Annotated in this window: 13 protein-coding genes and 1 tRNA gene; 7 read left to right on the forward strand and 7 right to left on the reverse strand. The window is 42.5% G+C overall.

Annotated features, from left to right (window positions below; genetic code table 11):
- The first annotated feature begins 74 nt into the window (after positions 1-74).
- Positions 75-785, forward strand: a complete 711-nt coding sequence (locus tag AC0KVP_RS12140; RefSeq protein WP_473336923.1) for a phosphatase PAP2 family protein — start codon at positions 75-77, stop codon at positions 783-785.
- Here AC0KVP_RS12140 and AC0KVP_RS12145 read toward each other — a convergent pair.
- The 5 genes from AC0KVP_RS12145 to AC0KVP_RS12165 form a co-directional block, all read right to left on the reverse strand.
- Complete coding sequence (locus tag AC0KVP_RS12145) at positions 775-2,091, reverse strand: ATP-binding protein (RefSeq protein ID WP_279676748.1); 1,317 nt, start codon at positions 2,089-2,091, stop codon at positions 775-777. The two genes, AC0KVP_RS12140 and AC0KVP_RS12145, sit on opposite strands and share 11 nt — an antisense overlap.
- A 2-nt stretch (positions 2,092-2,093) precedes the next feature.
- Positions 2,094-2,774, reverse strand: coding sequence for a response regulator transcription factor (locus tag AC0KVP_RS12150; RefSeq protein WP_473336925.1), 681 nt, complete (start codon positions 2,772-2,774; stop codon positions 2,094-2,096).
- A gap of 3 nt (positions 2,775-2,777) precedes the next feature.
- A complete protein-coding gene (locus AC0KVP_RS12155) occupies positions 2,778-4,436 on the reverse strand; it encodes a phosphoethanolamine transferase (RefSeq protein ID WP_473336927.1) in 1,659 nt (552 codons plus the stop codon).
- 423 nt (positions 4,437-4,859) lie between these two features.
- Positions 4,860-5,984, reverse strand: coding sequence for a porin (locus AC0KVP_RS12160; protein WP_473336930.1), 1,125 nt, complete (start codon positions 5,982-5,984; stop codon positions 4,860-4,862).
- A gap of 141 nt (positions 5,985-6,125) precedes the next feature.
- Positions 6,126-7,382, reverse strand: a complete 1,257-nt coding sequence (locus AC0KVP_RS12165; RefSeq protein WP_473336932.1) for an MFS transporter — start codon at positions 7,380-7,382, stop codon at positions 6,126-6,128.
- A 136-nt stretch (positions 7,383-7,518) separates the two neighbouring features.
- Here AC0KVP_RS12165 and AC0KVP_RS12170 point away from each other — a divergent pair, with 136 nt between their 5' ends.
- The 4 genes from AC0KVP_RS12170 (at position 7,519) to AC0KVP_RS12185 (ending at position 10,575) form a co-directional block, all read left to right on the forward strand.
- On the forward strand, positions 7,519-8,148 hold the full coding sequence (locus AC0KVP_RS12170; RefSeq protein WP_473336934.1) for a 1-acyl-sn-glycerol-3-phosphate acyltransferase: 630 nt from the start codon (positions 7,519-7,521) through the stop codon (positions 8,146-8,148).
- Positions 8,149-8,213: 65 nt separating this feature from the next.
- The gene (locus AC0KVP_RS12175) at positions 8,214-9,131 is read left to right on the forward strand and encodes a patatin-like phospholipase family protein (RefSeq protein ID WP_473336935.1); all 918 of its coding nucleotides are present in this window, start codon (positions 8,214-8,216) and stop codon (positions 9,129-9,131) included.
- A 97-nt stretch (positions 9,132-9,228) separates the two neighbouring features.
- Positions 9,229-9,702 carry an NfeD family protein gene (locus AC0KVP_RS12180; RefSeq protein WP_058869116.1) on the forward strand — a complete coding sequence of 158 codons (474 nt, stop codon included), beginning with the start codon at positions 9,229-9,231 and terminating at the stop codon, positions 9,700-9,702.
- A gap of 15 nt (positions 9,703-9,717) precedes the next feature.
- Positions 9,718-10,575 (forward strand): SPFH domain-containing protein, encoded by an 858-nt coding sequence (locus AC0KVP_RS12185; protein ID WP_151836515.1) that lies wholly within the window; start codon positions 9,718-9,720, stop codon positions 10,573-10,575.
- A gap of 140 nt (positions 10,576-10,715) precedes the next feature.
- On the opposite strand, the gene AC0KVP_RS12190 is transcribed toward AC0KVP_RS12185, so the two are convergent.
- Together AC0KVP_RS12190 and prpF are read right to left on the reverse strand one after the other, a co-directional pair.
- The gene (locus AC0KVP_RS12190; protein ID WP_473336940.1) at positions 10,716-11,627 is read right to left on the reverse strand and encodes a polyprenyl synthetase family protein; all 912 of its coding nucleotides are present in this window, start codon (positions 11,625-11,627) and stop codon (positions 10,716-10,718) included.
- A 316-nt stretch (positions 11,628-11,943) separates the two neighbouring features.
- Positions 11,944-13,134, reverse strand: coding sequence for a 2-methylaconitate cis-trans isomerase PrpF (gene prpF, locus AC0KVP_RS12195; RefSeq protein WP_473336943.1), 1,191 nt, complete (start codon positions 13,132-13,134; stop codon positions 11,944-11,946).
- A 331-nt stretch (positions 13,135-13,465) separates the two neighbouring features.
- Here prpF and AC0KVP_RS12200 point away from each other — a divergent pair, with 331 nt between their 5' ends.
- Both AC0KVP_RS12200 and AC0KVP_RS12205 read left to right on the forward strand, forming a co-directional pair.
- Positions 13,466-14,818 carry an amino acid permease gene (locus tag AC0KVP_RS12200; RefSeq protein WP_473336946.1) on the forward strand — a complete coding sequence of 451 codons (1,353 nt, stop codon included), beginning with the start codon at positions 13,466-13,468 and terminating at the stop codon, positions 14,816-14,818.
- A 79-nt stretch (positions 14,819-14,897) separates the two neighbouring features.
- Positions 14,898-14,973 (forward strand) — tRNA-Arg (locus AC0KVP_RS12205).
- Positions 14,974-15,590 lie beyond the last annotated feature (617 nt).

The raw sequence follows: 15,590 nt of genomic DNA on the forward strand, positions 1-15,590 counted from the left end.
AAAGCAGATGAAACAGCGTTTATGTTAAGCCTCGTTTAAGCTGACGCTGTTGGAATAGCGCTTATTTTCAGAACATGGCCTCACTTGTGTCGGATCAGCAACGTTTTTTCGTCCTTCAGTTTTTTATTTTGACGCTGGGTTTTGCCATATTGTGGCTGCTCTTCCCTGTGGCGGGCACCATCGACTTACAACTGATTCACCCCTTTATGGATCAAACTGGTCATTTTCCACTAAAGCGCGACTGGGCCTTAGCAGAACTGAATCACCGTTATGTTAAAGACATCATCATCGCGGTGTATGTGATTTATTTACTGAAATGGCTCGCTTCGTATAAATGGTCTGCGTTAAAACCCCAGCGTTGGCAAAATGGTTATTTCATTGGCTTAGTCCTCATTAGTACCAGCCTCATTGGGATTTTAAAATCGCAATCCGCACATGCCTGTCCATGGGACATGACTCTAGCCACGACACATGATTTCTTTTGGGACTTATCAGCCAGCGCAGGACATTGTTTCCCTGGAGGACATGCTGCGACAGGTTTTGCGCTCTTTGTAGGATATTTCGTATACCGTCTAAATGAACCCAAACGCGCATGGTTTTATTTGCTTGCTGCCCTAATTCTAGGCTTTGTCATGGGTTGGGCGCAAATGATGCGGGGTGCGCATTTCCTTAGTCACAATTTATGGACGGCATGGGTGATTTGGCTGGTCAATGTACTGGCATATGCGCTGTGTTATAAGCAGTTTATACAGTCCAGCCCAGATCAAGCCGAAACTACAGTTTAAAGATCACTTGGACCTGTAAACCACCCAGTCCTGTACTTTGTCCAAAGTGCAGTTTGGCACCAATTTTTTCTGCGGCTTTATCGACAATGGATAAACCCAGTCCACTGCCGACTTCCAGATGGTGATGTACGCGATAGAAACGCTTTAAAATATGATCATAAAGTTCTGGCGCAATGCCCGGCCCACTGTCTTCAATTTGAACAATAGCTTGCTGATCTTGCTGATAAATAGAGACATTAATCACGCCCTGTTCAGGCGTATATTTAATCGCATTATCCAAGAGATTATAGACAATGGAATGTAAGGCTGAACTTTGAGTTTCTATCCAAAGTGCTTCATGCTGTTCCAAGCCTAAATCGATGTTTTTCGCTAGCGCCAGCTCCATCAGTTGCTCCATACATTCAACCGCCACATCACTTAATCCTAATCTTTGTGTAGGTTCTAAACTTGGTACGGAAGCATCCTGCTTCGCCAAATTGAGCAGTTGTGACACCAAATGTTGAGTCCGAATTAAGCCTAAACTTAGGTTTTTTAACGCTTGGTGTTCTGGAAATTCATGCAGCAAAATTTTCATTTGCAAATTCAGTGCTGTAATTGGGGTTCTGAGCTCATGCGCGGCATCGGCAATGAATTGCTTTTGTTCTTGTTGAGACAGCGAAATTCGTTCAAATAAACGATTCATTTCATTAATGGTTGGAAGAATTTCCAGTGGATAACCGTCTGGACGAATCTCACTCAGTTCATAAGGTTCACGCTGTGCAAGTTCCGCTTTAAACTCATCCAAGGGCTTTAGGCTGCGTCCAATAATCCAACTCAGCCCCCATAAAGCCAAAGGCATAAACAGTAAATATGGAATCAACATATTAGCCGCCAACTCTAAAGCCAGCTTTTGTCTTACACTACGCTGCTGGCTGACTTGAATTTGATACTTTTCTGTTGGCAGCACATAGGTATTCCATAAACCTTGTGCCGTGTGATGGGTATAAAATCCCGCTTTTTTGACAGGTTGTATTAATAAATCAAACTCATGTTGCCGTTGTTCAGGCAGTCCATACGACCAGACATCTACAAATAAATCTTCTTCGTGATAGTGTCTGTCCGCTTCAAACTCACTCTTAATTGGAGCGGGATCATGCGCTGCAACACGCTCAGCCAAATTACGCATTTGTGCATCGAGTATCTCATTGGTCTCTTCAAGTGCAATGCGATACGCTGCAATCACCAACAAACACCCCATCACAATACTAAATAAAGAGGTATAGGTAATCAGTTGACGCTTTAAAGAAACAGGAGTCGACTTCGCCATCGTTATGCTTCAACCTGCCCCAAACGATAGCCTAAACCTCGAATGGTACGGATAAAGTCTTTGCCAAGTTTGGCACGCAAATGGTGAATATAAACTTCAATAGTATTGCTATTAATTTCCGAATCAAGGTCATAGAGCTTTTCTTCCAAATTGGTTTTGGAAAAAATTTTATTGGGATGACTGACCAGAGGAATTAAAATAGCCCATTCACGGTTCGACAAATCAATGGTCTGCCCTTTGTACTTGGCTAAGTGCAAATTTTCATCTAACTCTAGACCTGCATAACTCAAAGTCTGGCTTTGCTTTTGCTGTTTTAACGCGCCACTACGACGTAATAGCGCATGAATACGTGCCAGCAACTCATCAAACTCATAAGGTTTGATTAAGTAATCATCCGCGCCTTGATTTAAACCATCGACTCTGTTTTGTAATTGATCTCGTGCCGAAATAATCAGCACTGACAAAGTCGGATAAAGCGAGCGAATATTTTTTAGGACTTGCATCCCATCCATCATCGGTAGACCCAAATCCAACAACACCACATCAAATGGATATTGTTGCAATTGCTTTAAACCATCAAAACCATTGTTGACCCACACCACATCAAACTGCTGATAACGCAGCAGCGTTTGTGTGGACTCTGCAATCATAAAATCATCTTCAATAATCAATATTTTTGACATGGTCTAAGCGCTCGCTTTGGTCGCGGTACAGTGTTCTAACATATTATTTTTTGAATCAATCACCGTACTTTTTACCCCAAGTAAACTCAATAAGCTTGGGAACAAATGATCTTGGCTTAATTCTTGGCTTTTTTGTTGCCCTAAGCAAGCGATTTGTTGCGGATTCTGCTTTTGCCATGTTTCTGAAAACCACATCAGCATCGGCACGTGGGTCTGTTGGCTCGGTGCAATGGCATAAGGTGAACCATGTAAATACAGCCCGTGTTCACCAGTCGACTCACCATGGTCAGATAAATACCAAAAACCTGTTTCAAAGTTTGAGTTTTGCTTTAATACACCAATCAGTTGACTCAACACATGGTCGGTATAAACAATGGAGTTGTCATAACTATTTTTCAGCTGTTCAGGTGTGCAGGCTTGAATGGCATTGGTTTCGCACATTGGTTGGAAGGGCTGAAACTTAGGCGTTGAACGCTTATAGTAAGCTGGTCCATGACTGCCCATTTGGTGTAATACAATTAAACGTGGCGTTTTATCATCAGCCGCAATACCAGCCATATAGACTTTTAAGCTATCCACCAAAATTTCATCGGTACATTCACCATCGGCTGAACACCATTTTTTCTGTATCGGTTCAGGAATTTTATACTGCTCAACCCGATCACAAACGCCTTTACAGCCAGAGTTATTGTCAATCCATGTCACTTTGTAACCAGCACGCTGTGCAAGATCTAATAAACCTTCACGGTGATGTGCTAACTGTGCATCGTAGTTTTCACGTGGCATTCCTGAAAACATACAAGGCACTGAAACTGCAGTTGCTGTCCCGCAAGAACTGACTTGATTAAAGTTGATAACATTGAGTTTTTCCAGCTCAGGATTGGTCTTTTTCGCATAGCCATTTAAAGAAAAACTTTCTGCACGTGCCGTTTCACCGACCACTAAAACCATCAATTTCGGCAAGTTTTGCTGTCCGACTTGCTTCACCAAATGGGCATCTTCACCATAAGTCACCAACGGTAAATGCTGCTGTGGTCGATTTTTTTTATAATATGACAGCGTTGAACTAATCGCATTTTGCGGTGAAATCATCCCTTTGAGATCACGATGCTCACGGAAAATCGCGGCATAATCGACAAAGAAAATAAACAACATGCCTGCAATCAGCAAGATAGAAACTGCACTACCGAACAGCTTGTGCAATAACACGGTTTTAAAAGGATCACGGCGGATTTTAACCTTAAATAAAACGACTAAAGGTAGTACTACCATCGCCCCAATCCACAGCACAAGACGCCATGACAACAAGTCGCGCACTTCATTGCCATCGGTTTGCATCATGTTTTGGATCTGATCTGGTGTGATCGAAACGCCTAAGCTGTTAACAAAATATGCACTCATTCCACCAATGACGATCAATAGCGCAGCCAACCCTTTAGCCATCGGTCGCCACTGTAGCAGCTGAAAAACCAAATGATAAAAAGCCAACACCACCAAAATGGTAGCACCGATAAAGGCATACGCTTTGAAACCGTGATACGGCGTAAGCAACTGAACTTGCTTGTAGAACATCACGTTTAAAACCACGGCTAACCACAGCGCCAAATATACGTTAAAGCGCGAAAGTGAAACTTCTTTAAAAATAGACTGCAAATTGAACATTTTAAATCATGTCTTGCTGAGCGGATGCCCCAATGTAGTTTTCTAAACTTAAAACTCGCTTAAATAAAAAAGGCGCTGTGGCCGAATATATAAAGTCATACCGATCAGTTAAGCAATCAGATGCCCTTTTTGAGCCGCCCAATATTATTTGATATACGGAAGCGTCATCCGCAACCTGCATATCCATTTAAAAGGAATGTTTTTGCAAAATGATCATTTAAATGCAGAAAAGGAAAAGGTTTTGCGGAAAACAAATGTTTTTGGTTCTTTTGGCTACGCAAAAGAACGGACGAGCTCCAAATATTGAATTTTAAAATACGAAGATTCCATCGTGAACGAAAAAAAGTTAAGGAGTTTCTATAAAGCTCCTTAACTGATCAGCATTAATCTGTATAGACTTTGCCCTTTTCTATCACTTAAACATTAAAATTTGTACTCGATCCCCGTACCTACTACAGGTTGTTTGGTTTCAAATGATGCTTGTTCAAGCGTCAAAATCCCTGCATAGCCATAAGCTTTGACTTGTTTGGTAAAGGCATAATCAGCACCTGCAATAAACTGCTGTGCATCAAAGTCATCTTTAGATGTTTTAAAGCTGGTTGAGTTTTGGCTATATTGCGCTTTCACTGTCCAAGCTTTGGCAGTCGGTAAGTTATATTCTGCCCCAACCAACCAGCCTTGTGCGTCGTCTATGGCAGCCGCAGCAGCATCATTGCCTTGTACATCCGCCACTTCAGAAGTTTGATATAAGGCTTTCAATGCCAAACCATTATTCAAATTTACTCGACCAATGGCGCGTAAGGTATCTGCTGCTGCAAAGGCACTGCCTGCCACTCCGCCAGTCACCTCAGGCGCTGAAGCATTCAACGTGCCACGTCCTGCAAAAGTTGACGGAATGGCCTTATCATAACCAATCCCTGCAACAAACTTTTTACTGTCATAGACTACTGACGCTGACCAAGCATCGCCCAGACCACGCCCTGCAACTTTTGCGCCGCCTTTAGATTTTTCAATACCACCAGCTTCACCTGTTGCTAACAGTGCCGCAGCTTTCAGTTTACCTGTACCCACTCCCCAAGCAGGTGTTTCATAGACCAGCACGTTATCGACTCGGTTTTCACCCGTGAAAATCCCCGCCACATCGGCTTTGTTGGCCACATAGTTATTAAAGGTATCTACCACTGAAGACAGTTGTTTAACAGGGGTATCAATTTTACCAACTTTTAATGTACCCAATTTCTGGTCTTGTAAGCCAACGAGTAAATTACGCGGAACGAAAGTATCCGTGCTACCGCCATTGTCCACATAGAAGGTAAATTCAGCTTGGTATAGTGCATTTAAGCGATCTGTCAGCTTCTCTTCGCCCTTTAACCCCAAAAAGGAGTTGTTAGAATTCAGCTCGACCACATCGCGGTCTTTATTTGGCGAGGCATTATCTTCAGGTAAATAATCGGCCGTGACATCAATTTCACCATAAAAAGTAGGTGCTGCGAATGTTACCCCTGCCACTAAACTTAAAGCGATTGCGGCTGCAATTTGTGTTTTCATTATCAAAATATCCTACGGTAAATTTGTTACAAATATTACCGTTCAGACATATATGACAGAACAATTAAAAAATTATTTAGTTATATTTTTTAATTGTTTACGTCACTATTTAGCACTTTTTATGATTTATTTATGAATGAATTATGAAAGGTCTGAATGCATCGCAATGCCACGCCATTTGAAGATAAACCACAGGCTCAACATCGCAATGACCACAATCATACACAGATAATTAAAGTAGCCGAGCCAATCTCCCAATAGACCGCTCACACTATACAAACCACCACTGACAGTGGCCATCAGCGCCACTTGAAAAGTAAAGTCCGTGCCTGCCAGATGTTTACGACTGTACTGCATTACTAGGGTGAGCATGACCACCAACAGCATCGATGAAGTCATATCTTCAAAGGCATTGATCAGATAAATCAGCCACGGCTGAATACTGTGCTGGCTTTCATATTGAAAGGCTAACCATGTATAAGCCGCCAGACTGAATATTTTAAGCACCGAATACAGCAATAAAGCCGAGGCACGGCGAATCAACTTCAAACTATAGCCCGCAAGTCCTGCACCTATTAAGGCAGCACATGCACCTAACATGGTGACATAGAGCCCTATCTGAGAAAAACTCAGACCCAAATCGACCATCAAAGGCTTCAAAAGTGGCCCTGCTAAACCATCCGCTATTTTAAAGCTCAATAGCACTGCTAACCATGCTGCGAGTACGGGACTCTGGACAAAATAAGCCAAATAGTTTTTGATCTGTTGGAGATTGAAAGGTGTGGTCTGAGCTGCTGATACCTCTCGATGCTTTGGCTCTGGATAAATTAAAATCGGCAGCGTGTTTAAAAAAACGATTGCAGCCAGCATCAAAAAAGTGCTCTGCCAGCTCAGCCAATCTAATGCCCACAAGATTGCCCCACCACCGACAATAAAACCAAGACGCGATCCAATCACCTGAAAGGTATTACCCCAGTGCTGTTGCTCCCCTTTTAAAATATTGACCGCCAATCCATCGGTTGCAATATCTTGTGTTGCCCCGAGCAAATTCATACTCAGGAGGCCCACAAAGAAAGCCCATAAATAAATAGGTTGATTTAATCCATCAATCGGGAGGAAAGATAGTCCGATCAGCACCAGCACCGTAAGGAACTGTAATGGAATAATCCAACTTCGATAGTGGCCGAAACGAGTGATCCCAAAGCGATCTAACACCGGTGCCCAAAACACTTTGATCGACCACGGCAACATCAGCAGTCCGAAGCCTCCAATCTGTGCCAATGAAACACCCTGTGCTCTTAAAATGACAGGCAAGGCATGGGTCATAAACCCGACGGGTAAGCCCTGCGCCCAATACAATGAAAACAGCAAAATATATACATTGCGAGTTTGTAGCATGCTGTTCCTATATACATGGATTGGTCAAAATGTTCATCTGAGATCACTATCCCTTCACTTTTTTTGCCAATGAATTCAAGCCGATCAGTGCTTATGATGAGAGGATATACATCTTGGTCGATTGAGTATAATAACAATGAACCAATATTTTCCAGTGCTACCAGATCAAGTTCCAAGTCGTAACTCATCTGCATTCACTCGCGCTATTTTTAAGCGGCTTTATTTGGCGCAAGGTTGGCGCTTTGTTGGCGAATTTCCCAACCTGCCTAAAGCGGTAGCAATTATCTCACCGCATACCTCAAATATCGATGCATGGCATGGCTTTACGGCTCTATTGGGCTTAGGCCTGCAAATCACGATTTTTGGCAAGAACAGTTTGTTTCATACCCCACTGAAACCGTTACTTGAGTGGATTGGTGTGATTCCAGTCAATCGTAGCCATGCTCAAGGGTTAACCCATGACATTATCGATATTATTCACAGTAAAGAAAAAATTTGGGTCGGGATGGCGCCTGAAGGCACACGTAAGCAAGCCGAAGCCATCCGTAGTGGCTTTTATCGCATTGCGTATGGTGCACAGATTCCAATTGTGATGTTTTCTTTTGACTATGCACAAAAAACCATCCACTGCTTGGGTGTGTTTCATCCTACTGGGGATTTTGAGCAAGACCTAGAGCATATTTTAGATCTGTATATCGGCAAATTTTCAGCGAAAAACCCAAAATGGTTGGCCAAGCCTTTACAAAAACGCTTAAAAAATAGCTAGTAAATCAAGGTCGAATCTGCTGAGATGTGCACCATTATTTGTTTTGCGTTTTAGTACTTTTGACCATGAATTTTGCTCGTTTATCTCTGATTGGTGCACTCACACTGACTATGGCAGGATGTGATCTTGCATCAAAGAAAACACCAACCACAACTCCCATTCAAGCCCGCGAACCTGTGATTGCGATTGCACTCGGCGGTGGCGGTGCCAAAGGTTTTGCACACATTGGGGTGCTTAAAGTTTTAGAGTCACATGGTATTAAACCTAAAATTGTCACAGGAACCAGTGCGGGAAGTTTTGTGGGCAGTATCTATGCCAGTGGTAAAACGCCTTTCCAGCTTCAGCAAATTGCCTTGACCTTAAAAGAATCGGACATTCGAGACTTAACCCTCAACTCCCAAGGGTTTGTTCAAGGACAAAAGCTGCAAGACTATGTCAATAAACACGTCGGCAACAAACCAATTCAACAGTTCCCTATCCGCTTCGCTGCAGTCGCTACCCGTCTGGATACAGGACGAAAAGCCGAATTTATTAAAGGCAATGCGGGTCAAGCAGTACGTGCTTCATGCAGTATTCCGAACGTTTTTGTCCCTGCGGTGATTGGTGGAACCAAATATGTTGATGGTGGCCTTGTTAGCCCAATTCCAGTCAAAACAGCCAAGGACATGGGCGCGGATATTGTAATTGCGGTTGATATTTCAGCCCGTCCCGTTGGAAACAAGCCACTGAATATGTGGGGTTTGCTCGATCAGACCATTAATATTATGGGGCAGCAAAGCATCAATGAAGAGCTAAGCCAAGCAACTGTAGTGATTCAACCCAAAGTTGGCCACCTAGGTACTTTAGACTTAAAAGCCAGCAATCAATCTATTTTAGAAGGTGAAAAAGCCGCGCAGCTCAAAATTAAATCGATCGAAAAAGCCATAGGCGATTTTAAAAAGACTCCAGCTGCTTTTAAACCTGCGCCCAAAGCCAAATTCTAAAAAATTTGATTTTTAATATTCAAAGACTTATTCATCTGCTAAATTGATATAGATGCTTCTGCATCTATATCCCTATAACGAATATATGAGTAGATGTATGGAATTTGCTTTTGAACCTTGGCACTGGTTTGTATTGGGCGTTCTGTTAATGTTATCAGAGCTGATTCTGCCTGCTTTTGCCGCATTGTGGTTCGGTATTGCGGCCATTATGGTCGGTATTTTGTACTGGATGTTCCCCATGATGGGCGTTACCACGCAGTTTGTGACGTGGATTATTTTGTCGATTTTATGCACTTTACTTTGGTTTAAATTTATTAAACCGCTTTCGACTGACAAAACCAAGGCAGGACTGTCTCGTGAAGCAACCATCGGTCAAATTGGCATGGTGATTCAAGCAAGTCCTGAAAATGAACACATTCGCGTTCGCTTCCCCATTCCCGTACTCGGTTCAGATGAATGGAACTGTCGTACTTTAGATAAAGTCCACGTCGGCGACAGAGTGCGTGTCGTTGAAATACTCGGCAATGATTTAATGGTCAAAGCACATCTCTCAAGCAACGAAAATAGATAAAAGTGAGTTAAGCATATGTCTGGTGGATTTATTGTCGTTTTAGCAATTTTGGCTTTTGCCGCTGTCACCATTTTTAAAGGTGTCCGTATTGTTCCACAAGGTTATAAATGGATCGTACAACGTCTAGGGAAATACCATAGCACCTTGAGTCCAGGTCTCAACTTTGTGATTCCTTATGTCGATGAAGTGGCTTATAAAGTGACGACCAAAGACATTGTATTAGACATTCCCTCTCAAGAAGTGATTACCCGCGATAACGCCGTTTTGCTCATGAATGCAGTGGCATATATCAACATCACCACGCCTGTAAATGCCGTCTATGGGATTGAAAACTATACATGGGCCATTCAGAACTTAGTGCAAACATCACTGCGTTCAATCGTCGGTGAAATGGATCTTGATGATGCATTATCATCTCGTGATCACATTAAAGCCAAACTTAAAGCAGCCATTTCGGATGATATTTCAGACTGGGGAATTACCCTAAAAACCGTTGAAATTCAAGACATTCAACCATCTTCAACCATGCAAGCAGCAATGGAGGCGCAAGCGGCAGCTGAGCGTCAACGTCGTGCGACCGTGACCAAAGCAGACGGTGAAAAACAAGCCGCGATTTTAGAGGCTGACGGCCGTTTAGAAGCGTCTCGCCGTGACGCAGAAGCGCAAGTGGTCTTAGCAGAGTCTTCTCAGCGTGCCATTGAAATGGTCACTTCTGCTGTGGGTGACAAGGAAATTCCTGTGGCTTACTTGTTGGGTGAACAATATGTCAAAGCGATGCAAGACATGTCTAAATCAAACAATGCTAAAACAGTGGTGTTACCAGCCGATATTTTAAGTACCATCCGCGGTGTTATGGGACGTAAAGACATCTAACTGATGCTTGGTTTGATTGAATGAGGACAGCTTTCGAGCTGTCTTTTTTATTGGCATTATGAAAAAACTCAAGCCTCTAAGGAACAAGCATTAAAAAAGAGGACACGCTATGTCCTCTTTTTTAATCTAAACACTGAAACTTAGCTTTGGCGAGCCAATAAAAACTGTGAAATCTGATTCAGTTCTGCTGCCGCATCCGTTGGGAAATAAGCCAAAGCAGCAAAGGCTTGATCATGCAAAGTCTTGGCATAGTCTTGTGCAGCCTCAAGTCCCATTAAGGCTGGATAAGTCGATTTTTCGACTTGCTCATCCTTCCCTGCGGTTTTACCCAGTACATCTGTATTTGAAATGATATCTAAAATATCGTCTTGCACCTGAAAAGCCAAACCAATTGCCTGCGCATATTCACGTAACTTTGGAATCGCTTGATCGCAACCATCAAATACCGTCACGGCAGACATCATCACTGCTGCTGAAATTAATGCACCCGTTTTATTTCGGTGGATATTTTCAAGTGCAGCCTGATCGACGCGTTTACCTTCGGCTTGTAGGTCGAGGACTTGTCCACACACCATTTTAGAACTCGCTGTCGCTAAAATTTGCATCTGCTTCAGTACAATACCCTGATCAACCACTGGGCCAGCATCAAACAGTCGACTACCTAAAATTTCAAATGCCATAGACTGCAAGATATCGCCCGCAAGCAACGCTGTATCTTCACCATAAGCCACGTGACAGGTCGGCTGACCACGACGCAAAAGATCATTGTCCATACACGGCAAATCATCATGTGCCAAGGAGTAACAATGAATCAGTTCCACAGCCACCGCGGCACGGCGCACGGCAGCTGCATTATTGTTTGGATTTAAATGTGCCGTGGCATAGCACAGTGCAGGACGCACACGTTTGCCACCTAACATGACCGCATGATGCACGGCACTCTTTAACGGTTCTGGAATTGAAAAAGCATCAAGTGCCGTCAATAAATCATCGTGAATACGTTGTTGAGCCTGTTGGAGTGCATTTGCTGATACGTCGGTTAGTGCTGACACATTCGCCTCGAATAACAATAGGATAAATTAATCTGGTACTCAGTTTGACTGAATCGATCATTTGAAGTGATCTGTTGGCATGATACTGCTTTCTGCCCGCTTTCTCTATGCCGAAACCACAAACAAGGCACAGTATTCTATTAATTTTTGCAGACTAGGTGATAAGAATGACTTTTCTACTATTTCAAGCAACCATTACACAAGCAATCAGGCTCTAAAATTCACCGCTCATGCTCTTGGTTATTTTTAGCCTTCTTATCACAGACCTAGAGTTGAGATAAAAAAGCCTCTACAGAGAGAGGCTTTTTACATAGCGCTACTCCAAGCTTTCCGCTGGAATACGCACCCAACCTTCCATCAACACGCGAGCACTACGACTCATGACAGCTTTTTTCACTACCCACTGACCGTTTTCTTGTATCGCTTGCGCTCCCACACGTAAAGTCCCTGAAGGATGACCAAAACGAACGGCTTCACGTGCTCCACCACCCGCGGCCAAATTGACCAAGGTTCCAGGTATCGCTGCTGCAGTACCAATGGCAACAGCTGCTGTCCCCATCATCGCATGGTGTAATTTACCCATAGAAAGTGCACGAACCAATAAATCGGTGTCTTGCTCTGTAATGGTTTTACCACTCGAAGAGACATATTGTTTTGGCTTAGAAACAAAAGAAATTTTAGGCGTGTGTTGACGACTGGCAGCTTCAGAAATGTCCTGAATCAGTCCCATCTGTTTTGCACCATGGGCACGAATGGTTTCAAAACGCGCTAAAGCTTTGGCATCGCCATTAATTGCGTCTTGTAATTCACTCCCCGTGTAGCCTATGTCTTCTGCATTTAAGAAAATGGTCGGTATGCCTGCATTGATAAACGTCGCTTGGAAGCGGCCAACATCAGGAACCTCTAAAGTGTCGATCAAATTCCCAGTTGGGAACATGGCACCACCATCTTCACCATCATCGGCTGGATCTAAAAATTCAATTTGCACTTCTGCAGCTGGGAACGTCACGCCATCAAGTTCAAAATCACCTGTTTCTTGAACTTGGCCCTGCGTAATAGGTACGTGTGCAATAATGGTTTTTTGAATATTCACCTGCCAAATGCGGACTGTGCAGATGCCATTTTCTGGAATTCGTGTAGCATCGACCAAACCATTTGAAATCGCAAATGAACCAACAGCAGCCGTTAAGTTACCGCAGTTTCCGCTCCAGTCGACAAAAGGCTGATCAATCGACACCTGCCCAAATAAATAGTCGACATCATGTTCGGGCTGTTGGCTCTTCGCTAAAATCACCGTTTTACTGGTACTCGATGTTGCACCACCCATGCCATCAATCTGCTTTGCATAAGGATCTGGGCTACCAATTACACGGAGCAATAACTGATCTCGAACGCGCCCAGCCTGTTGCGCAGCTTCTGGGAGATCATCTAATTTAAAGAATACGCCCTTACTGGTCCCTCCACGCATATACGTTGCTGGAATTTTGATTTGCGGTGCAAAACTCATTTTTATTGAATCCTTCATATTTATCATTGTGTTAAGTCAAAAGATCTGATTTAACTTAGGCTCATCATACCTTTTTTCCCTATGCCTACGTAAAATACAGACTTAAGTCTAAAAAAACATCATTTGTGAACGTCCGGTTTCCAAATAAAATTCCTGATTTGATAATTTAAATAAAATTAATATATTGATTCGTATGTTTTTTATTTACAATTCATTACACATTATTTTTCATATGAATAATAACTTTTTTTCATGAATTTTGAGCTACTATGCGATTTCTTCGCGATCTATTACAATCGGAAACACTTATCCATTGTCGGGCTGAAATAACTTGAATAAAGAGTCGTCTCAACTTCAGCGTGGCTTAAAGAACCGTCATATTCAATTGATTGCCATGGGCGGCGCAATTGGTACTGGCTTATTTTTAGGTTCCGCACATGTGATTGAATCTGCTGGCCCATCCATTATTTTGGGCTATGCAATTGGCGGTTTAATTGCATTTCTAATCATGCGTCAACTCGGGGAAATGATCGTTGAGGAACCTGTAGCAGGTTCTTTTAGTCATTTTGCAAACAAATACTGGGGCAAATTTGCAGGCTTTTTAGCGGGTTGGAACTACTGGATTCTATATGTTCTAGTGGCCATGACCGAGCTGACCGCTGTTGCGAAGTATATTAACTACTGGTGGCCCCACATTCCTGCGTGGGCATCTGTTCTCACTTTCTTTGTTATCATTACCTTAGTCAATTTAGGTAATGTGAAATTTTACGGTGAATCAGAGTTCTGGCTAGCTATTATCAAAGTCACAGCCGTAGTCGCCATGATTGTATTTGGTCTTTATCTTTTGGCTACGGCAGGCGCAGATTCCACGGCTTCATTCAGCAACCTTTGGTCTCATGGCGGTTTCTTCCCACATGGCGTTGAAGGTCTATTCTATATGCTTGCCTTCCTCATGTTTGCCTTTGGCGGTATTGAATTGATTGGTATGGCTGCAGCAGAAGCTGATAACCCACAAAAATCAATTCCTAAAGCAATCAACCAAGTGGTATTCCGTATCCTCATTTTCTATGTGGGTTCATTAACCATTTTGTTATCGCTTGTACCTTGGAATGAATTGCAACTTGGCGGCTTAGATAAGAGCCCATTTGTAATGATCTTCAGTCAATTAGGTATTGGTTGGGCCGCACATTTGCTGAACTTTATTATCCTGACTGCAGCACTTTCTGTATATAACAGCGGTATGTATGCTAACAGCCGCATGCTGTTTGGTTTAGCACAGCAAGGCAATGCACCTAAAATATTCAGTAAAACCAATAAGCAAGGCGTGCCAATTCCAGCAGTCTTGTTCTCTGCTTTACTGATTTTCGGTTGTGTACTGTTGAATTATTTTGCGCCAGAAGATGCACTCAGCAACTTAATTTACATCGTTGTTGGCGCTTTGGTATTGAACTGGGCCATGATCAGCTTAACTCATCTTCAATTTATGAAGGCCATGAAAAGCGAAGCGAAAAAACCATTGTTTCCTGCACTTTGGTCGCCTTTCAGTAACTACCTTGTTCTTGGCTTTATTGCTGTAGTGCTTTACATCATGTGGACACAAGGTTTAAGTGGCGCTGTGATTATGATCCCAGTCTGGATCGTATTAATGTTCGCTCTATACAAAATTCTGTTTAGAAAAGCATAAAATTTTCATTTTTAAATAGTTATTGTTTCGGCAATAACTATTTTTTTTGAGTAAAATCAGCTACATTAACCGCACTTTTGCGCTCTTAGCTTAACTGGATAGAGCAGTTGCCTCCTAAGCGACCGACGTGGGTTCGAGTCCCGCAGAGCGCACCATTTTATGGTTGTTTTCAATCTCTCTAAGCCTAATCATAAACACTAAAAATTCGATTCATCGCGCCCAGATACTAATAATCCCCCCTCAAACTTGGACGCTGATTCAACAGCCGCTCAAGCTAATGCAAAAAATTCAGCGTGATCAAACTTGCTCGCGGCGACACCTACATCTGGGTTTTCAAATCAGGTTTTAGTAAGTCAAACTGTTCTTGATATTTTACAATTCATTTTCGTACTCGAATCAGTTGCTTGGCTGTTTCATTTTCAAATAGCTGTTCTCAACAGATGCACAGAATGAGCCAAATTTCATACCCAATTTTTCCCTTCTATTTTAGTCCTATAGCACAGAATTCATCCTGAAATCTTGGTATAACAAAGCGCCCCTATTTTAAAATATATTTTTATGAATAATATTAATTTAATTTATAGGTCAATCATTTACCAATTTTATTTATTGCGTAATTAAATTACGTATTGAATAATAATTTAGATCAAGTATGATGAATTAAAACTCCTACACTTGTTCACTCAACATTAAGAATGCTGCTGAACAGGTGCCCCATGTCAGACAAACGGATTTGTCTCTCTCGCTCTAGAATTGTAGCGACCAGTCCGTT

Source organism: Acinetobacter sp. DL27, assembly GCF_055810995.1.

Excerpts from the sequence above, each read along its gene's own strand:
- AC0KVP_RS12140 (WP_473336923.1), top strand. The coding sequence starts at position 75 with ATGGCCTCACTTGTGTCGGATCAGCAACGTTTTTTCGTCCTTCAGTTT.
- AC0KVP_RS12145 (WP_279676748.1), bottom strand. The coding sequence starts at position 2,091 with ATGGCGAAGTCGACTCCTGTTTCTTTAAAGCGTCAACTGATTACCTAT.
- AC0KVP_RS12150 (WP_473336925.1), bottom strand. The coding sequence starts at position 2,774 with ATGTCAAAAATATTGATTATTGAAGATGATTTTATGATTGCAGAGTCC.
- AC0KVP_RS12155 (WP_473336927.1), bottom strand. The coding sequence starts at position 4,436 with ATGTTCAATTTGCAGTCTATTTTTAAAGAAGTTTCACTTTCGCGCTTT.
- AC0KVP_RS12160 (WP_473336930.1), bottom strand. The coding sequence starts at position 5,984 with ATGAAAACACAAATTGCAGCCGCAATCGCTTTAAGTTTAGTGGCAGGG.
- AC0KVP_RS12165 (WP_473336932.1), bottom strand. The coding sequence starts at position 7,382 with ATGCTACAAACTCGCAATGTATATATTTTGCTGTTTTCATTGTATTGG.
- AC0KVP_RS12170 (WP_473336934.1), top strand. The coding sequence starts at position 7,519 with ATGAACCAATATTTTCCAGTGCTACCAGATCAAGTTCCAAGTCGTAAC.
- AC0KVP_RS12175 (WP_473336935.1), top strand. The coding sequence starts at position 8,214 with ATGAATTTTGCTCGTTTATCTCTGATTGGTGCACTCACACTGACTATG.
- AC0KVP_RS12180 (WP_058869116.1), top strand. The coding sequence starts at position 9,229 with ATGGAATTTGCTTTTGAACCTTGGCACTGGTTTGTATTGGGCGTTCTG.
- AC0KVP_RS12185 (WP_151836515.1), top strand. The coding sequence starts at position 9,718 with ATGTCTGGTGGATTTATTGTCGTTTTAGCAATTTTGGCTTTTGCCGCT.
- prpF (WP_473336943.1), bottom strand. The coding sequence starts at position 13,134 with ATGAGTTTTGCACCGCAAATCAAAATTCCAGCAACGTATATGCGTGGA.